Source organism: Richelia sinica FACHB-800 (assembly GCF_014698825.1).
In the GTDB taxonomy this organism is placed as follows: Bacteria; Cyanobacteriota; Cyanobacteriia; order Cyanobacteriales; family Nostocaceae; genus FACHB-800.
Genome location: NZ_JACJTT010000029.1, coordinates 46,416 through 67,796 on the forward strand (window position 1 = coordinate 46,416; position 21,381 = coordinate 67,796).

At 39.8% G+C, this 21,381-nt stretch carries 22 protein-coding genes and 1 rRNA gene; 15 read left to right on the plus strand and 8 right to left on the minus strand.

Annotated elements, in window-relative coordinates; genetic code table 11:
- Positions 1-4 precede the first annotated feature (4 nt).
- Positions 5-1,309, minus strand: a complete 1,305-nt coding sequence (locus H6G73_RS17745) for an SPFH domain-containing protein (protein ID WP_190606885.1) — start codon at positions 1,307-1,309, stop codon at positions 5-7.
- 1,021 nt (positions 1,310-2,330) lie between these two features.
- Here H6G73_RS17745 and H6G73_RS17750 point away from each other — a divergent pair.
- From H6G73_RS17750 to H6G73_RS17765, 4 genes are all read left to right on the plus strand, one after another.
- Positions 2,331-2,696: a colicin E3/pyocin S6 family cytotoxin gene (locus H6G73_RS17750; protein ID WP_190606887.1), complete on the plus strand. Its 366-nt coding sequence runs from the start codon at positions 2,331-2,333 to the stop codon at positions 2,694-2,696.
- A gap of 462 nt (positions 2,697-3,158) precedes the next feature.
- Positions 3,159-3,908, plus strand: coding sequence for a DUF5677 domain-containing protein (locus tag H6G73_RS17755; RefSeq protein WP_190606888.1), 750 nt, complete (start codon positions 3,159-3,161; stop codon positions 3,906-3,908).
- A gap of 119 nt (positions 3,909-4,027) precedes the next feature.
- On the plus strand, positions 4,028-4,318 hold the full coding sequence (locus H6G73_RS17760; protein ID WP_190606890.1) for a type II toxin-antitoxin system Phd/YefM family antitoxin: 291 nt from the start codon (positions 4,028-4,030) through the stop codon (positions 4,316-4,318).
- Positions 4,299-4,598 (plus strand): Txe/YoeB family addiction module toxin, encoded by a 300-nt coding sequence (locus H6G73_RS17765; protein ID WP_190606892.1) that lies wholly within the window; start codon positions 4,299-4,301, stop codon positions 4,596-4,598. The genes H6G73_RS17760 and H6G73_RS17765 overlap by 20 nt, the downstream gene beginning before the upstream one ends.
- An 85-nt stretch (positions 4,599-4,683) precedes the next feature.
- Here the strand turns inward: H6G73_RS17765 and H6G73_RS17770 are convergent, their stop codons facing one another.
- Genes H6G73_RS17770 through H6G73_RS17780 form a run of 3 tightly spaced genes read right to left on the minus strand, consistent with a single transcriptional unit; the run spans position 4,684 to position 6,824 of the window.
- Entirely contained in the window at positions 4,684-5,538 is an 855-nt protein-coding gene (locus tag H6G73_RS17770; protein WP_190606894.1) for a sulfite exporter TauE/SafE family protein, read from the minus strand.
- Positions 5,535-6,080: a rhodanese-like domain-containing protein gene (locus H6G73_RS17775; RefSeq protein WP_190606896.1), complete on the minus strand. Its 546-nt coding sequence runs from the start codon at positions 6,078-6,080 to the stop codon at positions 5,535-5,537. Before H6G73_RS17775 ends, H6G73_RS17770 begins: the two co-directional genes overlap by 4 nt.
- A gap of 54 nt (positions 6,081-6,134) precedes the next feature.
- Positions 6,135-6,824, minus strand: coding sequence for an MBL fold metallo-hydrolase (locus tag H6G73_RS17780; RefSeq protein ID WP_190606898.1), 690 nt, complete (start codon positions 6,822-6,824; stop codon positions 6,135-6,137).
- A gap of 423 nt (positions 6,825-7,247) precedes the next feature.
- On the opposite strand from H6G73_RS17780, the gene H6G73_RS17785 reads away from it, so the two are divergent.
- The 5 genes from H6G73_RS17785 (at position 7,248) to H6G73_RS17805 (ending at position 11,877) form a co-directional block, all read left to right on the plus strand.
- Positions 7,248-7,898, plus strand: coding sequence for a 4Fe-4S dicluster domain-containing protein (locus H6G73_RS17785; RefSeq protein WP_242034237.1), 651 nt, complete (start codon positions 7,248-7,250; stop codon positions 7,896-7,898).
- Between the two features lie 154 nt (positions 7,899-8,052).
- Positions 8,053-9,099, plus strand: a complete 1,047-nt coding sequence (locus H6G73_RS17790) for a heterodisulfide reductase-related iron-sulfur binding cluster (protein WP_190606904.1) — start codon at positions 8,053-8,055, stop codon at positions 9,097-9,099.
- A 168-nt stretch (positions 9,100-9,267) separates the two neighbouring features.
- On the plus strand, positions 9,268-10,302 hold the full coding sequence (locus tag H6G73_RS17795; RefSeq protein ID WP_190606906.1) for an FAD-dependent oxidoreductase: 1,035 nt from the start codon (positions 9,268-9,270) through the stop codon (positions 10,300-10,302).
- Positions 10,303-10,426: 124 nt separating this feature from the next.
- Complete coding sequence (locus H6G73_RS17800) at positions 10,427-11,008, plus strand: 4Fe-4S dicluster domain-containing protein (RefSeq protein ID WP_190606908.1); 582 nt, start codon at positions 10,427-10,429, stop codon at positions 11,006-11,008.
- On the plus strand, positions 11,005-11,877 hold the full coding sequence (locus H6G73_RS17805; protein WP_190606910.1) for a CoB--CoM heterodisulfide reductase iron-sulfur subunit B family protein: 873 nt from the start codon (positions 11,005-11,007) through the stop codon (positions 11,875-11,877). The genes H6G73_RS17800 and H6G73_RS17805 overlap by 4 nt, the downstream gene beginning before the upstream one ends.
- 137 nt (positions 11,878-12,014) lie before the next feature.
- Here H6G73_RS17805 and H6G73_RS17810 read toward each other — a convergent pair whose 3' ends face one another.
- On the minus strand, positions 12,015-13,013 hold the full coding sequence (locus tag H6G73_RS17810) for a carboxypeptidase-like regulatory domain-containing protein (protein ID WP_206756240.1): 999 nt from the start codon (positions 13,011-13,013) through the stop codon (positions 12,015-12,017).
- 594 nt (positions 13,014-13,607) lie between these two features.
- Between H6G73_RS17810 and H6G73_RS17815 the strand changes: the two genes are divergently transcribed.
- From H6G73_RS17815 to H6G73_RS17825, 3 genes are all read left to right on the plus strand, one after another.
- Positions 13,608-14,882, plus strand: a complete 1,275-nt coding sequence (locus H6G73_RS17815; protein WP_190606914.1) for an NAD(P)/FAD-dependent oxidoreductase — start codon at positions 13,608-13,610, stop codon at positions 14,880-14,882.
- A gap of 128 nt (positions 14,883-15,010) precedes the next feature.
- Positions 15,011-16,645 carry a hydroxylamine reductase gene (gene hcp / locus H6G73_RS17820; RefSeq protein ID WP_190606916.1) on the plus strand — a complete coding sequence of 545 codons (1,635 nt, stop codon included), beginning with the start codon at positions 15,011-15,013 and terminating at the stop codon, positions 16,643-16,645.
- 249 nt (positions 16,646-16,894) lie between these two features.
- The gene (locus H6G73_RS17825) at positions 16,895-17,506 is read left to right on the plus strand and encodes a hypothetical protein (protein WP_190606918.1); all 612 of its coding nucleotides are present in this window, start codon (positions 16,895-16,897) and stop codon (positions 17,504-17,506) included.
- Between the two features lie 57 nt (positions 17,507-17,563).
- Here H6G73_RS17825 and H6G73_RS17830 read toward each other — a convergent pair whose 3' ends face one another.
- The 3 genes from H6G73_RS17830 to H6G73_RS17840 all read right to left on the minus strand — a co-directional run bounded on the left by H6G73_RS17830 (position 17,564) and on the right by H6G73_RS17840 (position 19,949).
- Positions 17,564-17,935 (minus strand): Dethiobiotin synthetase, encoded by a 372-nt coding sequence (locus H6G73_RS17830; protein ID WP_190606920.1) that lies wholly within the window; start codon positions 17,933-17,935, stop codon positions 17,564-17,566.
- Positions 17,936-18,043: 108 nt separating this feature from the next.
- The gene (locus H6G73_RS17835; RefSeq protein ID WP_190606922.1) at positions 18,044-18,826 is read right to left on the minus strand and encodes an ABC transporter ATP-binding protein; all 783 of its coding nucleotides are present in this window, start codon (positions 18,824-18,826) and stop codon (positions 18,044-18,046) included.
- Positions 18,816-19,949: a branched-chain amino acid ABC transporter permease gene (locus tag H6G73_RS17840; RefSeq protein ID WP_190606924.1), complete on the minus strand. Its 1,134-nt coding sequence runs from the start codon at positions 19,947-19,949 to the stop codon at positions 18,816-18,818. Before H6G73_RS17840 ends, H6G73_RS17835 begins: the two co-directional genes overlap by 11 nt.
- Before the next feature lie 343 nt (positions 19,950-20,292).
- Here H6G73_RS17840 and H6G73_RS17845 point away from each other — a divergent pair, with 343 nt between their 5' ends.
- From H6G73_RS17845 to H6G73_RS17855, 3 genes are all read left to right on the plus strand, one after another.
- Entirely contained in the window at positions 20,293-20,490 is a 198-nt protein-coding gene (locus H6G73_RS17845) for a hypothetical protein (protein ID WP_190606925.1), read from the plus strand.
- A 50-nt stretch (positions 20,491-20,540) separates the two neighbouring features.
- Positions 20,541-20,798, plus strand: coding sequence for a cytotoxic translational repressor of toxin-antitoxin stability system (locus H6G73_RS17850; protein ID WP_190606927.1), 258 nt, complete (start codon positions 20,541-20,543; stop codon positions 20,796-20,798).
- 498 nt (positions 20,799-21,296) lie between these two features.
- A 16S ribosomal RNA gene (locus H6G73_RS17855) occupies positions 21,297-21,381 on the plus strand; the annotation flags it as partial.

Here is a 21,381-nt window from a genome sequence, read left to right on the forward strand (position 1 = left end):
GAGATTACAAGGGTGGTGGTGGTGGTGCAGATGCCAAGAGAGCAGCTAATTCTGAGACTTGGGTAGCTGCTTGCCAATCTTGCATACCATTCTTCCAAACGAAGGTTTGAGCAGTTAAACCTTGTTGTACCAGTTGCTCAGTGGTAAATGGCCCCAACCGTTGACCATTGCTAGATATATACCACTGGGTTTGGACTGGGGGTGGTGGTGGAGGTGCAGCCAAAACAGAAGATAATTCTGGTAATGTAGATGCTTGTTGCCAGTCTTGCATTCCTGCACGCCATACAGAAGTCTGGCCGGTTAAACCCTGTTGTAAAAGTTGTTCAGTGGTAAAAGGCCCCAACCGTTGACCATTGCTAGATAGGTACCACTGGGTTTGGACTGGGGGTGGTGCAGGTGGTGGAGGGGGAGCTTGCATTTGGTTTTGTGCTGGGGGTGGTGCAGGAGCTTGAAAAGAGGGCTGCATTGTATTGGCTAATTGCTGTGCCATGGCCATTCCCACACCAAAATCTAAACCTGCATTTCCACCACCAGGATTTTGGGCTGACTGTTCTATGGCATTGGCAGCTTGGTATTGAGTGTATTGCTGCATATTTCCTAATAGCCCGATGGAAGCTCGTTTATCCAATGCTGCTTCTACTTCTGGTGGTAGGGAAATATTTTCGATTAGTAGTTGTGTTAACTCAATGCCATAATTTTGGATTTCAGCTTGGATGCCATCGCGCACTTTATTCCCCATATTACGATACTGAGACGTAAAATCTAACAGAGGAGTGCGATCGCTTCCCACCCAACTAGCAAAGGAAGTGAGAATGACATTGCGGAGATGCTCACTGATTTCATCTACTTGAAACAAACCATCAGTGCTAACAAACTCCTGTAAGAGCTTCTTGGGTTCAATCACCCGAATACTATAATTACCATAAGCTCGCAACCGCACAGGGCCTAGTTCTGGGTCACGAATAGTTAGGGGGTTAGAAGTTCCCCATTTGAGATTAGTAAATATTTTGGTACTAAAAAAATAAACTTCTGCTTTGAAAGGAGAATCAAAACCATACTGCCAACCCATCAGGGTACTGAGTAGAGGCAGGTTTTGTGTAGAGAGTGTATGCATCCCAGGTTGAAATACATCCCCCACTTGTCCTTCATTGACAAAAACAGCCAGTTGTCCTGGTCTAACCGTAAGTTTTGCACCCATTTTGATTTGGTTGTTATGCCGCTCAAAACGGTAAACAATAGTATCGTTAGTTGAATCTAGCCACTCGATAATGTCTACAAATTCACCACGTAATTTCTCAAATAAACCCATTACCGTAGCTCCTACAATGGGAACGTATAAAAACAGATATAGTCCATATATATAATCACTTCCAATAGTGAGATATACGGAATTCCTCCAGAAAATATTTATATGTGGTGGCGATATAGGATTTTTTCACAACACCAAGAACGTACCGAAATTGCTGCAATGACTAGCTTATAGACTCTTAGCAGGTTATTTAATAGGTTAAATTATTTGATAGCAAACTTTACGAAAGTTCACAATTATGATTAACGAATGGAAAGCCATTATATGGCTATCTAATTGGTATTTGTTTAAATAAAATGGGTGGTTAACAGTATTTAAAAGTAGCAGAATATGGGAATATAATAAGTAATTTCTCATCTTCCTCAATTATCATAAATATTTTCTCGACGGAGTGCTTCATCAGTAAGATTAACAGAGCTTTCGGGAAATTTTTCTATCCACCATTGCCAAATTTTTAATCTTTCTTTAGGCGTTAAGAGTTTTTTATTTTGTAAGTTTAAATGCTGAGTAATCAGCTTTTATTGAAACAGTTGTTGTTATTGGGGAGTTAATTTGGAAACAATTTCTACAAATGACTCAACAAGTTTTACATTCATGGTTATCTACAATATCTTTAAGGTTTTGATAGCGGAACGTCAATAAATATTATTCGGGAATAGCAAAATCGTTATAACCAATAATTTCATATGGATACCGTTTGTTTTATGTTTCTGTTGCAGTAAGCAAAATATACATACTAGAGTTTTTGGGAATATTTACTTACATCCATCATCTACTTATGGGTAATAATTTTATAATTTCAAATTGCACATCTTAACCTCTTGTATTATACTGAACTACATAGGTCTAATCCGAACCTTGAAAATGAGTCTTACCTCTAGGGATTCCCGATCTGGCAGAGGGTATCTGGTAAGACTTTCAATATGGAATACTTGCCAGCACTCTAACCCAAGGACTGTGCGGGAAGGATAGAGCTTGCCTTTTTCAGTGCCACTAGCAACTTTTTTGTCTAGAAGGCACAATGAGCAAAAAGCGACAAAGGCATCGGCAAAGTTGTAATACCAACCCAGGTAACACCACACCTGCAAGTAACAGTCCACCTACAAAAAACAGTCCTCCTGACTCAGACAAAACTTTTACTAGAATTAGTACAAAAAAACTGCCAGCATTTCCTAATGCTGTTTCTACTAAACCAAAAACTTTTGTTCAAGGAGGTGGTGGGAAAAGAAAAAGATGGGAATGTAAATCTTTTATATATGAAGAGGATACGGAAACAGGCAATGTTGAAAAATATAGAAAAAGCGATAAAAAACATATAGGAGAATTCGACCCAATGACAGGTGAGCAAACTAAGCCTCCAAATCGAAAAAGAAAATTAAAAGACTAATTATTTTTCAAAATTTACACAAAATCAGCATTTTTATTATTAATTCTCGATTATTTTTAATTACAAATTAGTGATTAACCAAGCTATGTTTATGAGACAAAATCAAACAGGATAATTGCAAAAATAAATATCTATACTTAGACTTATTAAGCAGGAAAAGTTAGGGTTAGGATTAGACTTATTGATGTTTGAACGGCATTGAGAAAGCATCCTCTTGGCAAGTATTCCCATTTTTTTAGTTAATCATGGATCTAAATTTTCACAGTAACCCTTCAAAAATAACAAGTTATGAATTACTCGGCACTATACTCAGAACTATTAGATATTTTCCAATCATCTCTCTGTCTAACAAATGAAGTTTTTAATTTTTTATACACAAAATACGAAAGATTAGATGATAAAAATAAATTAAGGTATAAGATTTTGTACAACATGAAATCTACTAGTACAACTATCTTTAAAATGTTAAATCAAAGTCGTGAAGATCCACAGAATGTTGATTTTCCATCAGTAGCAATTCTTACAAGAGGTATATTTGAATCTTATAGGAACTTTTATTATTTAACATCTGAAGCTGGTATTAGTGACAGTGAGTTTGAATTTAGATATCTCATATTTAAATCTTATGGAAATTTTGAAAAACAAGACATGATTAAAAAATTAAAAGCAGAAAACATAGATATAATGAGAGATTTCCAAGTGCTAGAGGAAGAATTAGATGAATTAAAAGAAGATATTATAAATAATGAATTTTACCAACAAATAAAAATTGAGAATGAAAAAAATAAACGATATAAAAAAATTCAAGATAAACAGTTATTTTCTGAAAGATTTAAAGAAGCTGTTATTGATACAAATGGATGTTTTATAAGCCATAAAAAAATACTTTTAAAAAGATTTATAGAGTTAAATAATGGATATGAACAGTACAAACAAAAAATTGAGGCAAGATATGAGTTTTTGTACAAGTATCTATCTAATTTTGTTCATGTAAGTCCCTTCTCTCTAGATCAACCTCATCATCATATTTCTATAGATGAGTTCAAAAAAATTTTTCTTCCTATTATATTTTATTTGAATATTGCAAATGAAGACATATTAAATGATTTTCCAGAATTGGAAGAACGGTTACAAGTTACAAAAAATTACTCTAATATTTTTAAAGGATTAGAAGAATTTATTAAATGGTTAAAATGTGATATTATAAACTAATCTTTGAGTCCGTTAAAACGGACTTCCGCTATGAGCCTGGGAATTCATTCCCAGAAGGGTTAGAAAGCAAACTGATAAAATTAAAAAATATCAGCTACAGCATGAGGAAAAACTCCACCATGTCCAACCAAACAAACTTAACCGATGCTCGTAATAACCTAGCTGACATCTGCGCTCAAGTAGTTGCAGATAGAGAAATAATGATTATTACCCGACCAGAAGGTGAAAATGTCGCCTTAATTGCTGCTGACGAATTAGAAAGTTTATTAGAAACCACTCATTTACTACGCTCACCAAACAATGCAGCGCGTCTTTTAACAGCTTTAGAAAGAGCAAAAACTAGAACTTTAAATCCCCAAAGTATCAACGAACTACGTCAGGAGTTGGGAATTGACACAGAAGAAGAATGAACCCAAACCCCAAGAAATTAAAGTTCGGGATGCTGTCTTTCATCCAGAATTTAGGGAAGACCTTGTTTATTGGGTGGAGACAAACCGTAAAACTGCGCTCCGTGCTTTTGATTTAATTGAAGCAATTATGCGAGATCCTTTTACTGGTGTTGGTAAACCAGAACCTCTGAAATATTTAGATTCAGATGCGTGGTCACGAAGACTTACTCAAGAACATCGAATTGTTTATCTAATTAGTGATGACAGAATTGATTTCTTACAAGCTAGATTTCATTATTGAAACTTTAGATGTAATTTCTGTACCTATTTTTTGGGTTAAATATCTCCCTGAAAACTGGGGAAATGGTTAACTCGGCTAGAACACCTCAATACACCTTAGTCCGAAAACTCCGGGCTACCATCTTGGCAGAATTATGATTTGACACCTTAGAAGATTGAGGTGTATGACGATTTTGTACCAACACTACAGCCGCAACTGCTAACAGAAAATAACCAAAGGTTTTCTGAAGTTTTTGCGCTGGCACATATTGAGCAAAATACGCACCGGGAACTGTTCCCAAACTAGCAGCAATAATAAAGGAAAACATCAAATTCCAATCAAGGGAAACATTTCCCAGATAACCTAAAAAGCCTGTAATTGAATTGAAGATAATAATGAGTAACGATGTTCCAATTGCCTTTTTCATAGGTACTTTTCCTAACAATACCAAAGCCGGAACGATCGCAAACCCACCACCCACACCAACTAACCCAGTTAACACCCCCACACCTAAACCTTCCGTCATTAACCACAACCAACAATACTTGCAGACTGGTTGGGGATAACCTGCCAAATCTTCCTCTGTCATCACAGACTGAGAACTACGACGAATCATAAACACTGCTGCCAAAAACATTGTCACGGCAAACAAGGTCATTTGCACAGCGTCGGTAATAATTGGCAGGGTAGCAATTTTAGCCCCCAGAAATGCCCCCACCATCGTTGTAGAACCGAAAATCAAAGCAGTCTTAAAGCGGACATTTTTAGCTCGCCAGTGGGGTATCAAGCCGAGTATACTCACAGTACCGACAATTACCAGAGTCATAGCGATCGCAGATTTTGGTGGTACACCCATCACATAAACCAAAATCGGCAACGCTAACACCGACCCACCACCACCGATCAAACCCAAGCTTAACCCAATACAGGCAGCCAGTAAATGACCAATCACCCACGTCATACACTGCTCCGTTGATTATAAGGTAGCTTCGCTAACAACATAGCCAACATACAGGTATCTGTAATACCTGCAAACATTAAACCCGCACCCACAAAACCACTGAGAATCAAAAACCAGGGAGAAACAAAAGCACCCAGTACCGTCCCTGTAAACACCAAAGACCCTGCGACAATTTGCACCTGACGCATTAAACTAATCGGTGCATTACGGTTAATTTTCGTAGCATAACCAGCAGCTTTCCATGCACCCAATCCCGAATCTAAATGAGTAACAGCGTTAAAACCCGCATCAAATAGCTTTTGAGCAGCCATTTTTGAGCGATTCCCAGAACGACAGTAAAGAACCACCGTTGTATCTTCATCTTGAGGAACCTTATGCGGGTCAAACTGAGAAAGAGAAACCAATCTTGCACCAGGAATATGCTCTCCTGCATACTCACCAGGTTCTCGTACATCAATTAGCGTCACAATATCTTGCTCAAGTAACTGTTTGAGAGTTTGAGCATCAATAGTTTGCAAAGTTTTCAACCCGGAAGTAGCCATGAAATTCTCTCCTCAATTCTCTTGTTTCTCTCTGCGTCTCTGCGTGAGCTAAAATTAAGCAGCATTACCACAACGCTGATTAGCTGGTACTGCTTCCATAATCTTTTTCGGATTCGGCAAATTCAGATTCGCCATTAATGCAATAAACTCATCACGGGTGCGTCCTACCAACCGGGGATTAAACTGCTTTTCTTCCCCAATAGTGGAAACAGTCAAACCTTTATAGTCGTGACCAGGATAAACTAAAGTTTCATCAGGTAAAGTAAACAGTTTTTGGGTAATCGCATCGTACATCGCACCTGCATTCCCGCTTTGGAAGTCTGTTCTGCCACAACCACGAATCAACAGCGCATCTCCTGTGAATAGATGAGTACCATTCACCAGATAGGCATTATGGCTGTCAGTATGACCGTGAGTTTGAATAGCCTCTACTCTCATACTTCCTAATTCCAATACTTCCCCATCCTTAATAAACCTGTCTGCACAAGCAGCATGGGCGTTTTCTGGTACAACTCCCAAACAACCTGTCATTTCCCGTAATTTACCCGTTCCAGTGATATGGTCAGCGTGGATGTGGGTTTCTAAGCAATATTTCAGCGTTAGTCCTAGTTCTTTAAGTAACTTAATATCCCGTTCTACTTGTTCTAATACTGGGTCAACTAAAATCGCTTCTTTCGTCACCCTGTCAGCAATTAAATAAGTATATGTACTTGTTTCTGCATCAAATAATTGGCGAAATAACATAATGCCTGCCTCCTGATAGATTATCTTCTTATCTTTTTGTTTATAGTATAACTATATGGTAATAATCTTGTAATGTCTAGTGGAGAGACAGAAAAAATCCAAAAATAAACCTGCCTAAAAAATTACAAAAACCACTCAAAGTATATTGACTAATATATAACCATATGGTTATATTAAAAACAAGTCGATTTAAATGCTGGTTAATATCAGTTTCCAGGTTCCAAGCTAGATATCAGTCACCGCGTATACCATTTTGGATTTTGGGGAGAATATCTGCGTTCTTTCCATCTATCTCATTGCCCCTACCTTTAGACAAGGGGTCATGATTACGCATTATCAATTACCAATTACTTTGTCTATAGGGTTTTATTTATGGGGCAATTATTTAACGAGCTTAAAAGAGATATTCTGTACCAGCATGGCATGAATGCCTGCTTAAATTGTGGGGTTTGCACTGCCGTTTGTCCAGCCGCAGAGTTTAATGAATATTCCCCTAGAGAAGTGATGAATCTGGTGCAGTCAGAAGATGATGAACTGATTGAAGAATTATTGAAATCCGACAAAATTTGGTATTGCGGACAATGTTTTTCCTGTAAAACCAGATGTCCACGGGGTAATAGTACAGCCGCTGTTATACTTGCTTTGCGTCGTCTTTCCATTCGTCACGGTTACTTTGCAGAATCAGAAAAAGGCAGACAGCAATTAATCGCCAAACGGGTATTTGGGGAAAACGTCTTAAAACGTGGTTATACCTTGCTGGGAGAAAATATTACACCCTCACACTTTCCCGAACTCGGTGAAAACTGGGAATACTATTATGAACACATGGCCGAAATGCGCCAATGGTGGGACGTACCAATGAATAAGGAAAATAGCCCTGGTTCCCACCGGATGATTCCCGAAAAAGATTTAGAAGAAGTGCGAGCAATTTATCAAACCACCGGTGCCGTTTCTTTAATGGATGCAGTGGAAAAAGGTATGGAAAAGAAACTGGGAAGTAAAGCCGAAGTAGAGAAATACTGGCAAACCTGGCTAGAAACCGGAGATAGCAGAAATTATACCGTTCCCAATTGAGATTTCCCAACTTTTACACGATTTATTTAAACCACACTCTTGACTCCTCTCTGCGCCTCTGCGTCTCTGCGTGAGAAAAAAATGTGGTTTATTTACCCGCAAGTTGCTGTATAAGCCAGACGCAATATTACAACATGAAAGGAGTAAACCAGTAATGAAATTAGCAGGAAAAGCCAAAGCTTGGGAAAGACATCAAAAAGCCGTACCAACAGTAGATGAACCAGGCGGAAAAGTGTGGGGATGTTTCCGTAGTTGTTTTCTGCAAAGTGCTGCTCCTTACACAGAAGGTATCGCTTATAAAATCCTCAAAAACGACCTGGGGATGGAGTTACGAGAAGCACCAGGACATACTTCCTGTGGAGCGATCGGTTATCATGGCGATGTTTCCAACTTAGAAACCCAAATGGTGATGGCAGCGAGAAACTTTTCTGTTGCTCATCATGATTTAGGTGTAGATAATCTCTTCTCCTTTTGTGTCACTTCCTTTGCCAACTACACAGAAATGATCAAACTGTGGGAAGAAGAACCAGAATTAAGAGAATACACAGAAAAAACCTTAAAAGCAACCACGGGAAGGGATTTGTGGATACCTCACGTTTCTGGTGGTAGACCTTCTGTAGTTCATGCGTCCGATGTCTTTTTTGCCAATCGTCATAAACTAGCTGCCAAAGCAAAGTATAGCCTCAAAGGTATTAAAGCCACAGACCACGTTGGTTGTCACTATGCCAAAATTTTCCCCGAAGAAGCAATGGGAGGGGCTGAGTTTCCCCAGGTATTAGTGGGGATGCTAGAAGCCTTTGGTGCAGAGATTGTTGATTATCCCGAAAGAAGACATTGCTGTGGAATGGGTTTTAGACAATGTGCTTTCCCAGAAAATCGAGACTACACCGCCGGTTCTGTCTATAAAAAATTAAAGAGTTTAACAGAAAGCCATCCTGACTGCAAACTCATTCTTACCAACTGTCCCGGATGTACAGTATTCCTCGATGCTGAACAAGGAACAATCAAGGATGTCTTGGAAGAAGAGTTTAACGTCAGTATCCTTGACTACGCCCAACTGACAGGGTTGCTGTTAGGTTATGACCCCTTCAAGGATTGTGGTTTGAACGCCAAAGCCGTAGCTATAGAACCGTTGCTAGATATGATTGGCATTCCCTACGACAAATCCAAAACTGCGGAAGAACGGAGACGGCCATTTTAAGAAAGTAGGAGGCAGGGAAACTCCTTCTAACAGACTTCCAACAAGTAAATTATCCAATCTTGTGGGAGTGGCTCTCTAGCCCGTCCGAGTTTAAGGGCAGGCAAGATGCCTACCCCACAAGAATTAATTGAATATTTTTGCTCAACAACGTAAGTAAGGATAAAAACTATGAATAAAAGTGTAGTAGTAATAGGTGGCGGTGTTGCAGGGATGGCTGCTGCTGGTAAACTCAGAGACTTAGGTCATGATGTAGTTCTCATTGAAAAAGAATCAGAACTAGGCGGTCACGTCAAAAACTGGTATAAGGTATTTCCTGATTTTACCGATGCTTCAGAAATAATTGCCCAGTTGAAAGGTGAACTACATGGAATTAGAATCTTAAAAAATACAACCGTGACTAAAATTGAAGGTTCAGCACCCGACTTTCAGGTAACAACATCTAGCGGTGAAAAATTGGATGCAGCAGCAATTTTGGTCGCCACAGGATTTAGACATTTTGATGCTGCCTTTAAAGAAGAATATGGATATGGCATCTACGATAACTCTATCACTTCCGTAGAACTAGATGCCATGCTCAAGTATCAAACTGTAAAAACCGCCGCAGGTAAAATTCCTAAAAAGTTAGCTATTGTCCACTGTGTCGGGTCACGGGATCAAAAGGTAAATAATAATTACTGTTCCAGAGTTTGTTGTACTAATGCCATCAAAGTAGCCATAGAAATTAAACAACAAATTCCCGATTGTGAAATTTATTGTCTTTATATGGATATTCGGGTATTTGGTCGCGGTTATGAGGAACTGTACCGCACCTCTCAAGAAAAGTATGGAGTGCAGTTTATTCGCGGTCGGTTGTCAGAAGCGAATGAGAAGCCGGATAGTAGTTTATTGTTGCGGGTGGAAGATACTTTAATCGGTAAACCGATGCGGTTGACGGTGGATATGTTGGTGTTAATGGTGGGGATGGAGGGAAATTCGGATTTATCAGAAGTTGCGGGGCTAAAAGTGGGATGCGATCGCTTTTACACTACTGCTCATCAACAATACTCTAATAATGCTTCTCCTAGATCGGGAATTTTTCTGGCGGGTACAGCTACTGGTCCGAAGGCTATTGTTGAATCTATCACTGATGGTAGGTCTGCTGCGGCGGAAGTTGCTGCTTTTGTTGGTAGTGCTAACTGTGTTTATGCTTGCGCTATTAATTGAAGAAAACGAACCGCAGAGGCGCAGAGAACGCACAGAAAAGAGAGTTTGAGAGGGTTCTTGCGTGAGTCCTGAGATTAATAAGAGGAATGAGGGGTTTTCGCATCATTTCAGTGAGGGTAAGGAAATGGCAGCAAAAAAATGTTTTTTTGGCATTAAAACAGACCGTCAGGTTGATGGGGATAAGATGAACCGTCTGTTTTTGGATCAGGTTTTGGCGGAGGGTGGGGAAAATGCGGCTATTGCTGCTTGTATGCAGTGTGGCACTTGTAGCGGCGGTTGTACTAATGCAGATTTGATGGATCTTTTGCCGAGAAGTTTGGTGTTGATGGTGCAACGGGGGGAATGGGAGAAGGTGTTAAACAGTAATAGTCTGTGGTTATGTACTTCTTGCCAAATTTGTACTTCTCGTTGTCCCCGTGGTGTGCAACCTGCGGATGTGATTGAGGCTGTGAAAGCGATCGCTATTCGTCAAGGTATCAATAATGATTCTACCCGGTTTAATCAAATATTTGTGGAGTTAATCAAGAAAAGAGGCATCCTCTTTGAACCAGAACTGATGCAGAAATATGGCGGTATTGAAGCCATGTTAGCACAGGTAAAATTAGGTATGAAATTAGCCTTCAAAGGTAAATTATCCCCCTTACCAGCAAAAGTCCAAGAACCAGAAAAGTTTAATCAAGCATTAACAAAGGCAGAGCAAAAATGAAATATTCTTACTATCCCGGATGTAGTCTGCATAGCACTGCAAAAGAGTTTGATGTATCCACCAAAGTGGTAATGCAAGAATTGGGATTTGAACTGCAAGAACTTCAGGACTGGTCTTGTTGTGGTGGTTCTGTCGCAGGTGGTGTTTCTCATGATGTAGGTATGGCGTTAGCTGCCAGAAATGTCGTTTTAGCACAACAACAAAATCAGGATTTGTTAGCAGCTTGTTCTGGTTGTTATAACAAATCAGCCAAAGCAGCTAAAGCCTTAGAAAATAACCAAGAACGGCAAAAAATTACTGCTATTCTTGGAGATATGGGAATATCTGTATCTGAAAACAACATCAGAGTTAGGAATGTTGTAGATGTTCTCGCGAATGATATAGATATTTCCACCCGGATTAAAAAACCTCTACATGGTTTAAAAGTAGCTTGTTATTATGGTTGTCTATTAACTCGACCAGAAAATATCACCGGTTGGGACTCTCCTGTTTTTCCCATGTCTATGGATAGATTAGCGCAAACTTGCGGGGCTGAAGTAGTTGATTTCCGATCTAAAACTAAATGCTGTGGCGGTCCGATTTTAGTCCCAAAAGAAGATGTTGCCTTTGAACTCACCAAGCGATTATTAGATGAAGCCAAATCTCTAGAAGCAGATTGTATTGTTTTAGCTTGTCCCTTATGTTCTACCAACCTAGAACTGAGACAGCCAGATATTGAGAAAAAATATAATGTTTCCTATTCTCTGCCTATTCTCTACATCACAGAACTAATCGGACTAGCACTCGGAATTAAACCTAGAAAACTAGGTTTAGATAAACATATTGTTTCCACCCAACCTGTTTTATCTAAATTAAAAACCTGCTCCTAACTCCTCTCTTACTCTCTGCGCCTCTGCGCCTCTGCGTGAGAAAAAATCCGTAAATTTCTCCATCACAGGAATCATATTTATGGACATCTATGAGCTATAAGTTTTAGATAGCAATAGTGAAGTGTGGGATTAAACCTTTACTTGGAAGGAATTTTCAGCGTACCAATATTGTATATTCCCTTGGCATCAGATGGAATTGCAAAGGGAATCAAGGCTGGAGGGTTGGTAAATAAGCGAATTTCATAGCGTCCTGGTTTTAATCCCGAAGTAGCAAACTTACCTGCTCGATTGGTGAATATAGTAACTGGTTGCCAATTGCGATCGCCCACAGCAACAATCTGTGCTGATTGTAAAGAAATAGGTTCACCATCACTATTCAATAATACTCCTCGCAAGAAAACTGTGGCATCTGTTCCCACTCGCACCACTGTACCACTGCTATAAGTGGGTAAAATTTTGATAGCACGATTTCCTAAATCCATTCCCACAGGTAAATTTGGCGCATCAATGATCACAGTAGAAATATTATAAGGACTTAAATTGGGGACTACACCAAATCCTAAATTATCAATGCGGGTGGTATAGCCACCGGAACTAGGATTAATACCGATTTCTTGACCTCTCACGCTATCTTTTGGAATCAATAAAGCAAAACTATTATTAAGAGAACGTGACCAGACAAAGTTACCATAATTGGTGGCGAAAATTCTCTCTAAACCAGCAAGTTGTTGATGCAAATCTGCTTGTAAATAACTGCCTAAAGTGAACTGATTGGTTATACATAAACGATGGGATAAAGTCAAAATCGGTTGAGTAAAATCATAGGTGCGATTACCTGAAATATCAGCAGATGGAACACCCAAACTATAGGCGAATTGCTGTACTCCAGGTGCTAATAAATCCCCATCAACCGGATTAGAAAAATTTAATCTTTGCACACGACCCACATCATCTTTAATCACTAATTCTACATCATTAGTACCCCCATTCAAAGGTAAATTGCGGATATCTTGCCGTCCTGCTCGTAACTGTAAAGTCCGTTCTAATCTACCATTAACTAATACATCAACTAATGAATCAGTTTCTAAGAAAAATTCAAATTGGCTAATGGGTCGAGTGACTAAATGCAGATCCAAAATCAATGGTAGCAAGGGGACTAACGATTAAGCTAGAAGCAATTACAAAAGGACGGAAAAACATCATATTTTAATGTTTATTTTTGTGAACTATATACCTAAAATTAATAATTATTGGAATATTTAACCATAGCATAAATATTGAATTTATGACTGAATTTTATCAGTAGAAATACTATCAAGTTCAAAAGCCAGAACTTTGATTTGTGTACGTGATATACCCTATTTTAATGTTTTGAGTTGACAGCAGTTTTCATCTAGTGAGACCACAGTAGAGAAGTTGCATACAACGACTGTAAAAGGGTTTTAAACTTTGTTTTGTGGTTCATTTACCTGAAAATTGCTGTCAGTTTATCAAGTAGGAGTATCATCAGTACATTCTCACGAAGATTACGCAAAATACTGACAATCTTCACCATTATTAATGCCAAATATACTACTATCTCATTTGATAGTTATATGCTAAAATAGTTTAATAAGCAAAATTTGCGAGATATTCAGTCGCAGATGACCAGGAGAGCAGAATTAAGTAAACTTCTTAGCTGTTGTGGAAGTCCTCTGTGGCACTAGCTATATTTATTTCATGGGGGTACTATGGCTCGAATTATTGTAATTGGTGCAGGAATTGGGGGATTACCCACATCCTATGAAATGCGGCGTATTTTGCCACCAGAACATCAAATTACACTGATTTCCAATACCCCTAAATTTACATTTATTCCTTCTCTTCCTTGGGTAGGTTTAGGTTTAAAATCACTTGAGCATATTCAGTTAGATGTAGAAAAACTCGTAAAAAATAGAGGTATTGAATGGGTTTTAGGAGGAGTTAGCCAAATTTTGCCAGAGTCAAAGCAAGTGATTGTAGGAGAGAGAGTAATTTCCTATGATTATGCGGTGATTGCTACAGGTGCAGAGTTAGCTTTAGATGCAGTACCAGGTCTACAAGAAGAAGTTGGATATGTGCAATCGGTGTGTAATCCTGCTCACGCACTCAAAGCTGCTACGGCTTGGCAAAAGTTTCTCCAAAATCCGGGTCCTTTGGTAGTGGGAGCAATACCAGGTGCAGGTTGTTTTGGCCCTGCTTACGAGTTTGCGTTACTAGCAGATTGGCTGTTACGACGATACGGGTTGAGAAATCAAGTCCCCATTACTTTTGTCACCCCAGAACCTTATGTGGGACATTTGGGAATTAGCGGTATGGCCAATTCTGCGGAATTGGTAAAAAAATTACTTTACCAAAGAGAAATTGAAGTATTTGAAAATGCAGCTATTAGTCAAATTGAATCAGACAAAATTTTGCTGGCTGATGGTTGCACTCTACCTTATGCTTACGCTATGCTATTACCGCCATTTCGGGGAGCGCGTTTTTTACGAGAAGCACCTGATTTAAGTGATAAAAAGGGCTTTTTACCTGTACTACCTACTTATCAACATCCTCAATTTCCCTCAATTTATAGTGTGGGAGTAACTACTCAACTCAAACCACCAGAAATCACTCCCATTCCCATTGGTGTGCCAAAAACAGGACAAATGACGGAAGCTATGGGTATGGCTGTGGCTCATAATATCGGTGTAGAGTTGGGCGTAATTTCTGCTCCTTTAGTGACTCCTACTTTGGAAGCACTTTGTTTAGCGGATTTTGGTGATACAGGAATTGCCTTTTTAGCAGACCAAGTTTTACCCAATCCTATCACCGGAAAACGCAGACGAGCAGTGGCCATGGAAGGACGCTGGGTCAGTTGGAGTAAAACAGTCTTTGAAAAGTTCTTTCTGACGAAAATGCGTTGTGGGGTTGCAGTTCCTTGGTTTGAACATTGGGGTTTGGAAGTTCTGGGATTATCACTGGTACAACCGCTTAGCAAAATTTAAACCTGAAAATTCATTCACCTTGTCGGAACAACAGCTTTACCAAACTTCACAACCACAATTGACTTAAGTCAAGGATTTCCTCAACTGAAATCAATACGCTGGAAGCATAGAGATTTGAGGAAGGAACTATGTTCTGCAACCAGTGTGAACAAACTACCCGTGGAGATGTGTGTCATCAGTGGGGTGCGTGCGGTAAAAGTCCTGAAGTTGATGCTTTACAAGATTTGCTAGTGCATTGTTTACGGGGGCTTTCTCAAGTAGCACTACAGGCCAAATCTCTGGGAATTGGTACCCGCAGCAGTGATGAATTTACCTGTGAAATGCTGTTTGCAACATTGACGAACGTCAATTTTACTACTGCTGATTTTATGACTTTTGTGAATCGAGCGATCGCTCTGCGCGAAAGTTTGAAGTTGCAAATTCAAGCTACAGGTCACAAGGTGATTGAATCCGCTATTACTAGTTTTTTACCCGCAAGTGACCAAAGCCAACAAATTCAGCAAGGTAAAGATTTAGAATTTGCCTTCATTAGTCAATCTGCTCAAAATGTTGATATTTTCTCTCTTAAACTCACAGTTTTATATGGACTCAAGGGCGTTGCAGCTTACGCTTTCCATGCCTTAGAACTTAATCAACATGATGAAGGCTTGTATAAATTCTGTCATGAAGTTTTAGCAACATTAGATACTCAAGATAAAACCCTGGAAGATTGGTTAAATTTAGCCCTGAAGGTCGGGGAAATGAACCTCAAAGCCATGGAACTGCTGGATGCTGGTAATACGGAAACCTTTGGTCATCCAACTCCTACAGTTGTACCCCTGGGGCAAACAGTTGGTAAAGCTATTCTCGTTTCTGGACATGATTTATTAGCTTTGAAAGCTATTCTCGCAGCTACCGCAGGAACAGATATTAAAGTTTACACTCACGGTGAATTACTACCAGCATATGGTTATCCCCAACTAAAACAGGCATATCCCCACCTTTACGGTCATTACGGGACAGCATGGCAAAATCAAACCCATGAGTTTGAACATTTCCCTGGTGCGATCGCTATGACTACTAATTGTCTCATGCCTCCCCATGAAGGATACAAAGACCGAGTATTTACTTTGGGACCTGTGGGTTATCCTGGGTTACGACATGTGAGTATTAGCGATGTTTCTCCTATTATTAATAAAGCCTTAGAATTACCAGGATTTACTGAAGCCCAAGATAAAGGCACTGTAACCACAGGCTTTGCGAGAAATGCCGTTTTAGGAGTAGCGGATGCTGTGATTGATGCTGTCAAAGCAGGTAAGATTCGGCACTTTTTCTTAGTGGGTGGTTGTGATGGTGCAAAACCGGGACGGAATTATTACACGGATTTAGTGGAACAAATGCCAGAAGATTGTGTGGTATTAACTTTAGGCTGTGGTAAATTCCGTTTCTTTGATAAAAATCTGGGTGATATTGGTGGCATTCCCCGCTTGTTGGATGTGGGACAATGTAACGATGCTTACTCTGCTATTCAAATTGCTGTAGCTTTAGCTAATGCCTTTGGTGTTAATGTCAATCAATTGCCTTTGTCAATGGTACTCTCTTGGTATGAACAAAAAGCGATCGCTGTTTTGTTGACTCTCCTGTATTTAGGTATCCAAAATATCCGCATTGGCCCCACCCTTCCAGCTTTCCTGTCAGCTAATGTTGTCAAGCTACTATCCGAAACCTACAATCTTCAACTCATCACCACTCCAGAACAAGATTTAGCAGCAACCCTTGGATAGAAAATAGTTGGTGAATACAATCAAAACCAATAGTCAAACTCTTACGGGGTAGGCATTTTGTCTGCCCTTGTTGTCATTTCTACCCTCTTCCCTCACCATATCACCAGAAAAATCACACATTTTCAACTTGTTGAGGTATAAATTGTCAAAGGGTTTTAATTTCAAACTACCTGACACGGAGTCACTGACATAGCCCTGAATACTGAGGCTAATTAAAATCCTGGGATCTAGAAATTGGTACTCATAAAAATGCTAAAAAAATCTTTACGTAAATTCCCGTTTTTATCTCTATTTTCCCTTTCTTGCCTCTCTGGCTCTATTTTAGTTAATTTCCCTGCCCAAGCTTTACCAGGGCAAAGTACAGAGGAGGTAACAACTTGGATTCAGTCCCATCCCACCCTCCGCCCTACCAGTGGAGAAAAGTTACTAGTGAATAAGAGTGATACAGCAGCACAAAGATTCACTTTTCAGGCTTCAGTATTGCCAGCGGGTAAGGTAACTTTTACCAAAGACCGGAGTACAATCCGCACAGAACGCATTAGCCTATTTGATGCAGTCAATGGCGTTTCTTTTCAACGTCTTCAAGAATCTTTACGGGTAATTTACGGTTTGGATATCTATCAAGATTATGATCGTGCTCAGGTGATTTACGAGTACCCCAATGAAAGTGCGATTAACCAAGCGAGGTTAGCAAAAACACCAATTCGAGAAGCTTTACGGGGACAATTGCGATTAGGCGATCGTTTTGCCTACTGGGTAGAAGTCGCTAAACCCAAGGAAGGTAAGCCTTTAACAGGTCAAATGACCGTTTTACTCAAAGAAGATATAGATAAATTAGAAGCTGAATTGAGAAACCGCTAATCTTGTGTGGAGTAAAGGGTTGGGAGGAAGACAGAAGGAAACAGGTTGGTAATTAACCTATCCTTCATCTTTTAACTTAACTTCTGTTGGCATGGTTTGCCATTGGCCGGAAAAGATACTTTCTACAGCCAAAGAAATACGTTGTAAGTCTTCCTTCAGCAAGGGTGGCCAATCAATCCCAGCTTTTCTGCCCACAATAAATAATTGTTGACCTTTCACCCCTAATTGATAGAGGGCATAAGCTAAGTCTCTATCCAATGCTAGTGAATCTTTTAAAGCTTCAAAAGCCACTTTCAGGGCTAATAAGACGGAAGTAATTTGACCTGGAACAGGTGGTTTTCCCTGTTTTAGACGATTTAACAAGGTATCTGGATTGTTCTCCGATATACCTTGGTCTATTAGGAGTTTACGCGCTATTTCGTAATTCATTTATCTAGCTGCTTTTAATCCCTATTCAGGATTGTAGTCAATTTCCACCATCTTTGTCTGGATGTAGCTGAGTGAATTGTTAATACACACAAAACTTATACACCAACTCTATTGTCCTAAATAAGCTTCTAAAACTTGAGGATTTGTTTGGATTTCTGCGGGACGACCAACAGCTAGATTTTGTCCTTCAGCTAAGACCCAGACGCGATCGCATAAGGACATGATCACATCCATGTTGTGTTCAATAATTAAAAATGTCAAACCCTCGTCTCGATTCCAGGTGACAATGCGATCGCATATATCATCTATTAATCGGGGATTCACACCAGCTGCCGGTTCATCCAATAAAATTAACTTGGGATTAGTCATTAATGCTCGTCCCATCTCCAGTAGTTTCCGTTGTCCCCCAGATAAACCACCAGCATAGTCATGGGCTTTTTTGGCTAACCCCACGGACTCTAATAAAAACATTGCCCGTTCTTTGAGTTGTTTTTCTTCCTTTGCCACAATATGGGGTTGAAATTGCACCTGCCAAAAATTTTCACCTGTTTGTTTTTGTGCCGCCAATAACATATTTTCTAGCACTGACAAGCGAGACAAGGCACGAGCAACCTGAAAAGTACGCACCAAACCCTGTTGGGCAATTTGATGAGGTTGTAACTGATGAATTGGTTCCCCATCAAAGATAATTCTGCCTTTATCAGGGCGAATAAAATTAGACAGAAGATTGAATAAAGTTGTTTTTCCAGCCCCATTGGGGCCAATCAAGCCTGTGATACTGCCTTGAGCAACTTCAATATTAGCCTCCTTCACAGCTTGAATCCCACCAAAACTTTTACACAGTCCAGTCGCTGCTAACAGAGGTAATTGGGTTGACTGATTATTTACCAAGGGTAAGTTCCTCCTTCTTGCCTAAGATACCTTGTGGCCGCCAAATCATCAGTACCATCAAAATCAGACCAATGACCATAATCCGAAATGCACCAATCCTTTCTACATCCAAAGGCACAATCTTCGGTAGAAACTCCCGTGTCAAGGCATCGTAAGCAAAGTAAATGACTGCACCTAAAATCGTACCAATGTTGTTGCCAGAACCACCTAAAATCACCATAATCCAAGCATCGAAGGTGAGTTGAGGCTGAAAGTTATCAGGATAAATAGCACTAAGTTGCCAAGCAAAAAACGCACCTGCAATGCCAGCGATCGCTCCCCCCAACATTAAAGATTGTAATTTATAGGCAAATACATTTTTACCCAAAGCTTTCGGCACTTCTTCATCCTCACGAATAGCTTTGAGAACTCTCCCCCAAGGCGATCGTACCAAAATCTCTAACCGCCAAAACACAAAGGCTAACACCAACAACGACAGCACCATCAGACCGGCCTTGGGATTGTAATTATATAAACTAATTACCCCAGAAACATAAATTGCCACAGCTAATAAAGCAAAAATTGTCCCTACTCCCAACCGTGAGAAAAATTCCTGCTGACTGCTACTGAGTTTACTGCCATTGTTATTTACAGCCTTTTGGGCAGTTCTCACCCAACCCCAGAGGGAAAATAGGGTAATCAAAGTTAATCCAGTCAAGACAAAAATCATCACCCAGCGAAACAGTAAATTCGGTTCTGTCCCTAAGGGAATCACATAACTTTGCACACCAAAAGCCCCAGAAACCCAACTATCTCCCACTGGTAAATCTTGGTTATTGATAACTAACCTGATTAATTCCCCAGTCCCAATAGTAACAATAGCGAGATAATCCTCTCGTAATCGCAGGGTGGCAAAACCAATCACCAAACCCAACAATGCCGCAATTATCCCCCCAATAATCACCGCCAGAAATAAAGGTACTCCTTTTAAACTTAATAAGACAGTGGTATATGCGCCCAATGTCATAAAAGCGATATTGCCAAAGTTGATTAGTCCCGTAAAACCCCATTGTAAATTTAGTCCCAGGGCAAACAAACTAAATACAGCGGTAGAAATTGCCAGAAAAATTAGATACTCAACCATCTTCAGTCATAGATTTGATCACTACTTGTCATCAAAGGTGAGAAATTATCGTCATGGTCAGGTCAGCGATGACATAACCTACCTACACAAACCAGACACTGACAGACTTTCCATCCCTTCTTCTTTTCCCTGCTATCTTAATCTGCCACACCCATAAGTTAAACAATTTTCCTTAGCCGTCTGATACAAGTTCTCATTTTTCACCCCTTTCCTACCTCTTGGCAGACAACTAAAAATATTTATACCTGACTTATCCTGATCTTCCATCCCAAGATATATGCTGTTCACCATCACTGTTTTATGGGAAAAATAAAGTTGTTGTACTCGAACAACACATCAGCATATGAATTTACTCAGAATTAGAATGCATCACCTCATCGAACAAATATCCGATGATAACCTCAATGCCGTCTGGGAATTGGTTTATGCTTTACACGCTGACTGCTATATGCTCAAAGCTATAGAAGAAGGTAAGCGATCGCAACAACCATGGGATGTACTCAACCGTGATGAAGCACTCAAAGAGCTAATGTTTTTATAAATTCCTATGTCCTCATCCTAACAAGCTGGTTGTCAACAAGGTGATAGCGAGTGAACCTGGAAATACGCTACTCTAAATCTTTTTTACTGGACTTGAAAAGTTTAGAACCTGCTGCCTATGAGCGGGTATATAATTTCGTCTTCGTCGCATTGTCAGGAAATTGGCAGTTGCATCATCTCCCAGAACTGCGACGACTAGACCAAGAAGGCATTTTTTATCGTTTCACATTAGACGAATACCTCATTGGCATAGAACTCAGAGGCGAAATCGTCAAATTTTTGCGCGTTGTCCCTATGCCTGAAGTGTAAAGACAAAATATCATCTCATCAGGTTTCATCTATTTACCTTCAATAACTGACCAAACAGCCAACACTGACTGCCAAACCCTTGCACAGTCCACAGCCTCAATGCTGTCGCTATAGCTATCCACACAAGCACTGCCAACACCTCACATCGTATTCATCTACTGCTCTAATCTTGCTTGTCTGCTAGGCTTCCATTTAGGTTGAAAATGTAAAACCCTTGCTGTACTGTACAAGGCATTACGACTGCTTCTAAAAAAAGCTCAAAAAAAATAAGCAAAGGGGGTTGACAAAGGGAGGGGTTAGGGGATAGAGTAATAAAGGTGAGAGGCGAAAGAGAAAACGCGCTCCCAACTGAACCGAGAAAAGATAATACTTTGAAAGCCAAAGAAACCAATCCTCGTCAAGAGAATGAAACTTTGAGCGAAGACTCAAAGGAAATTATAGAGGATTCGGAAAGAATTTTCTAATAATAAAAGAGAAAGAGCTAAAAGCAAACTTAACAAAACGGAGAGTTTGATCCTGGCTCAGGATGAACGCTGGCGGTATGCTTAACACATGCAAGTCGAACGGGAATCTTAGGATTCTA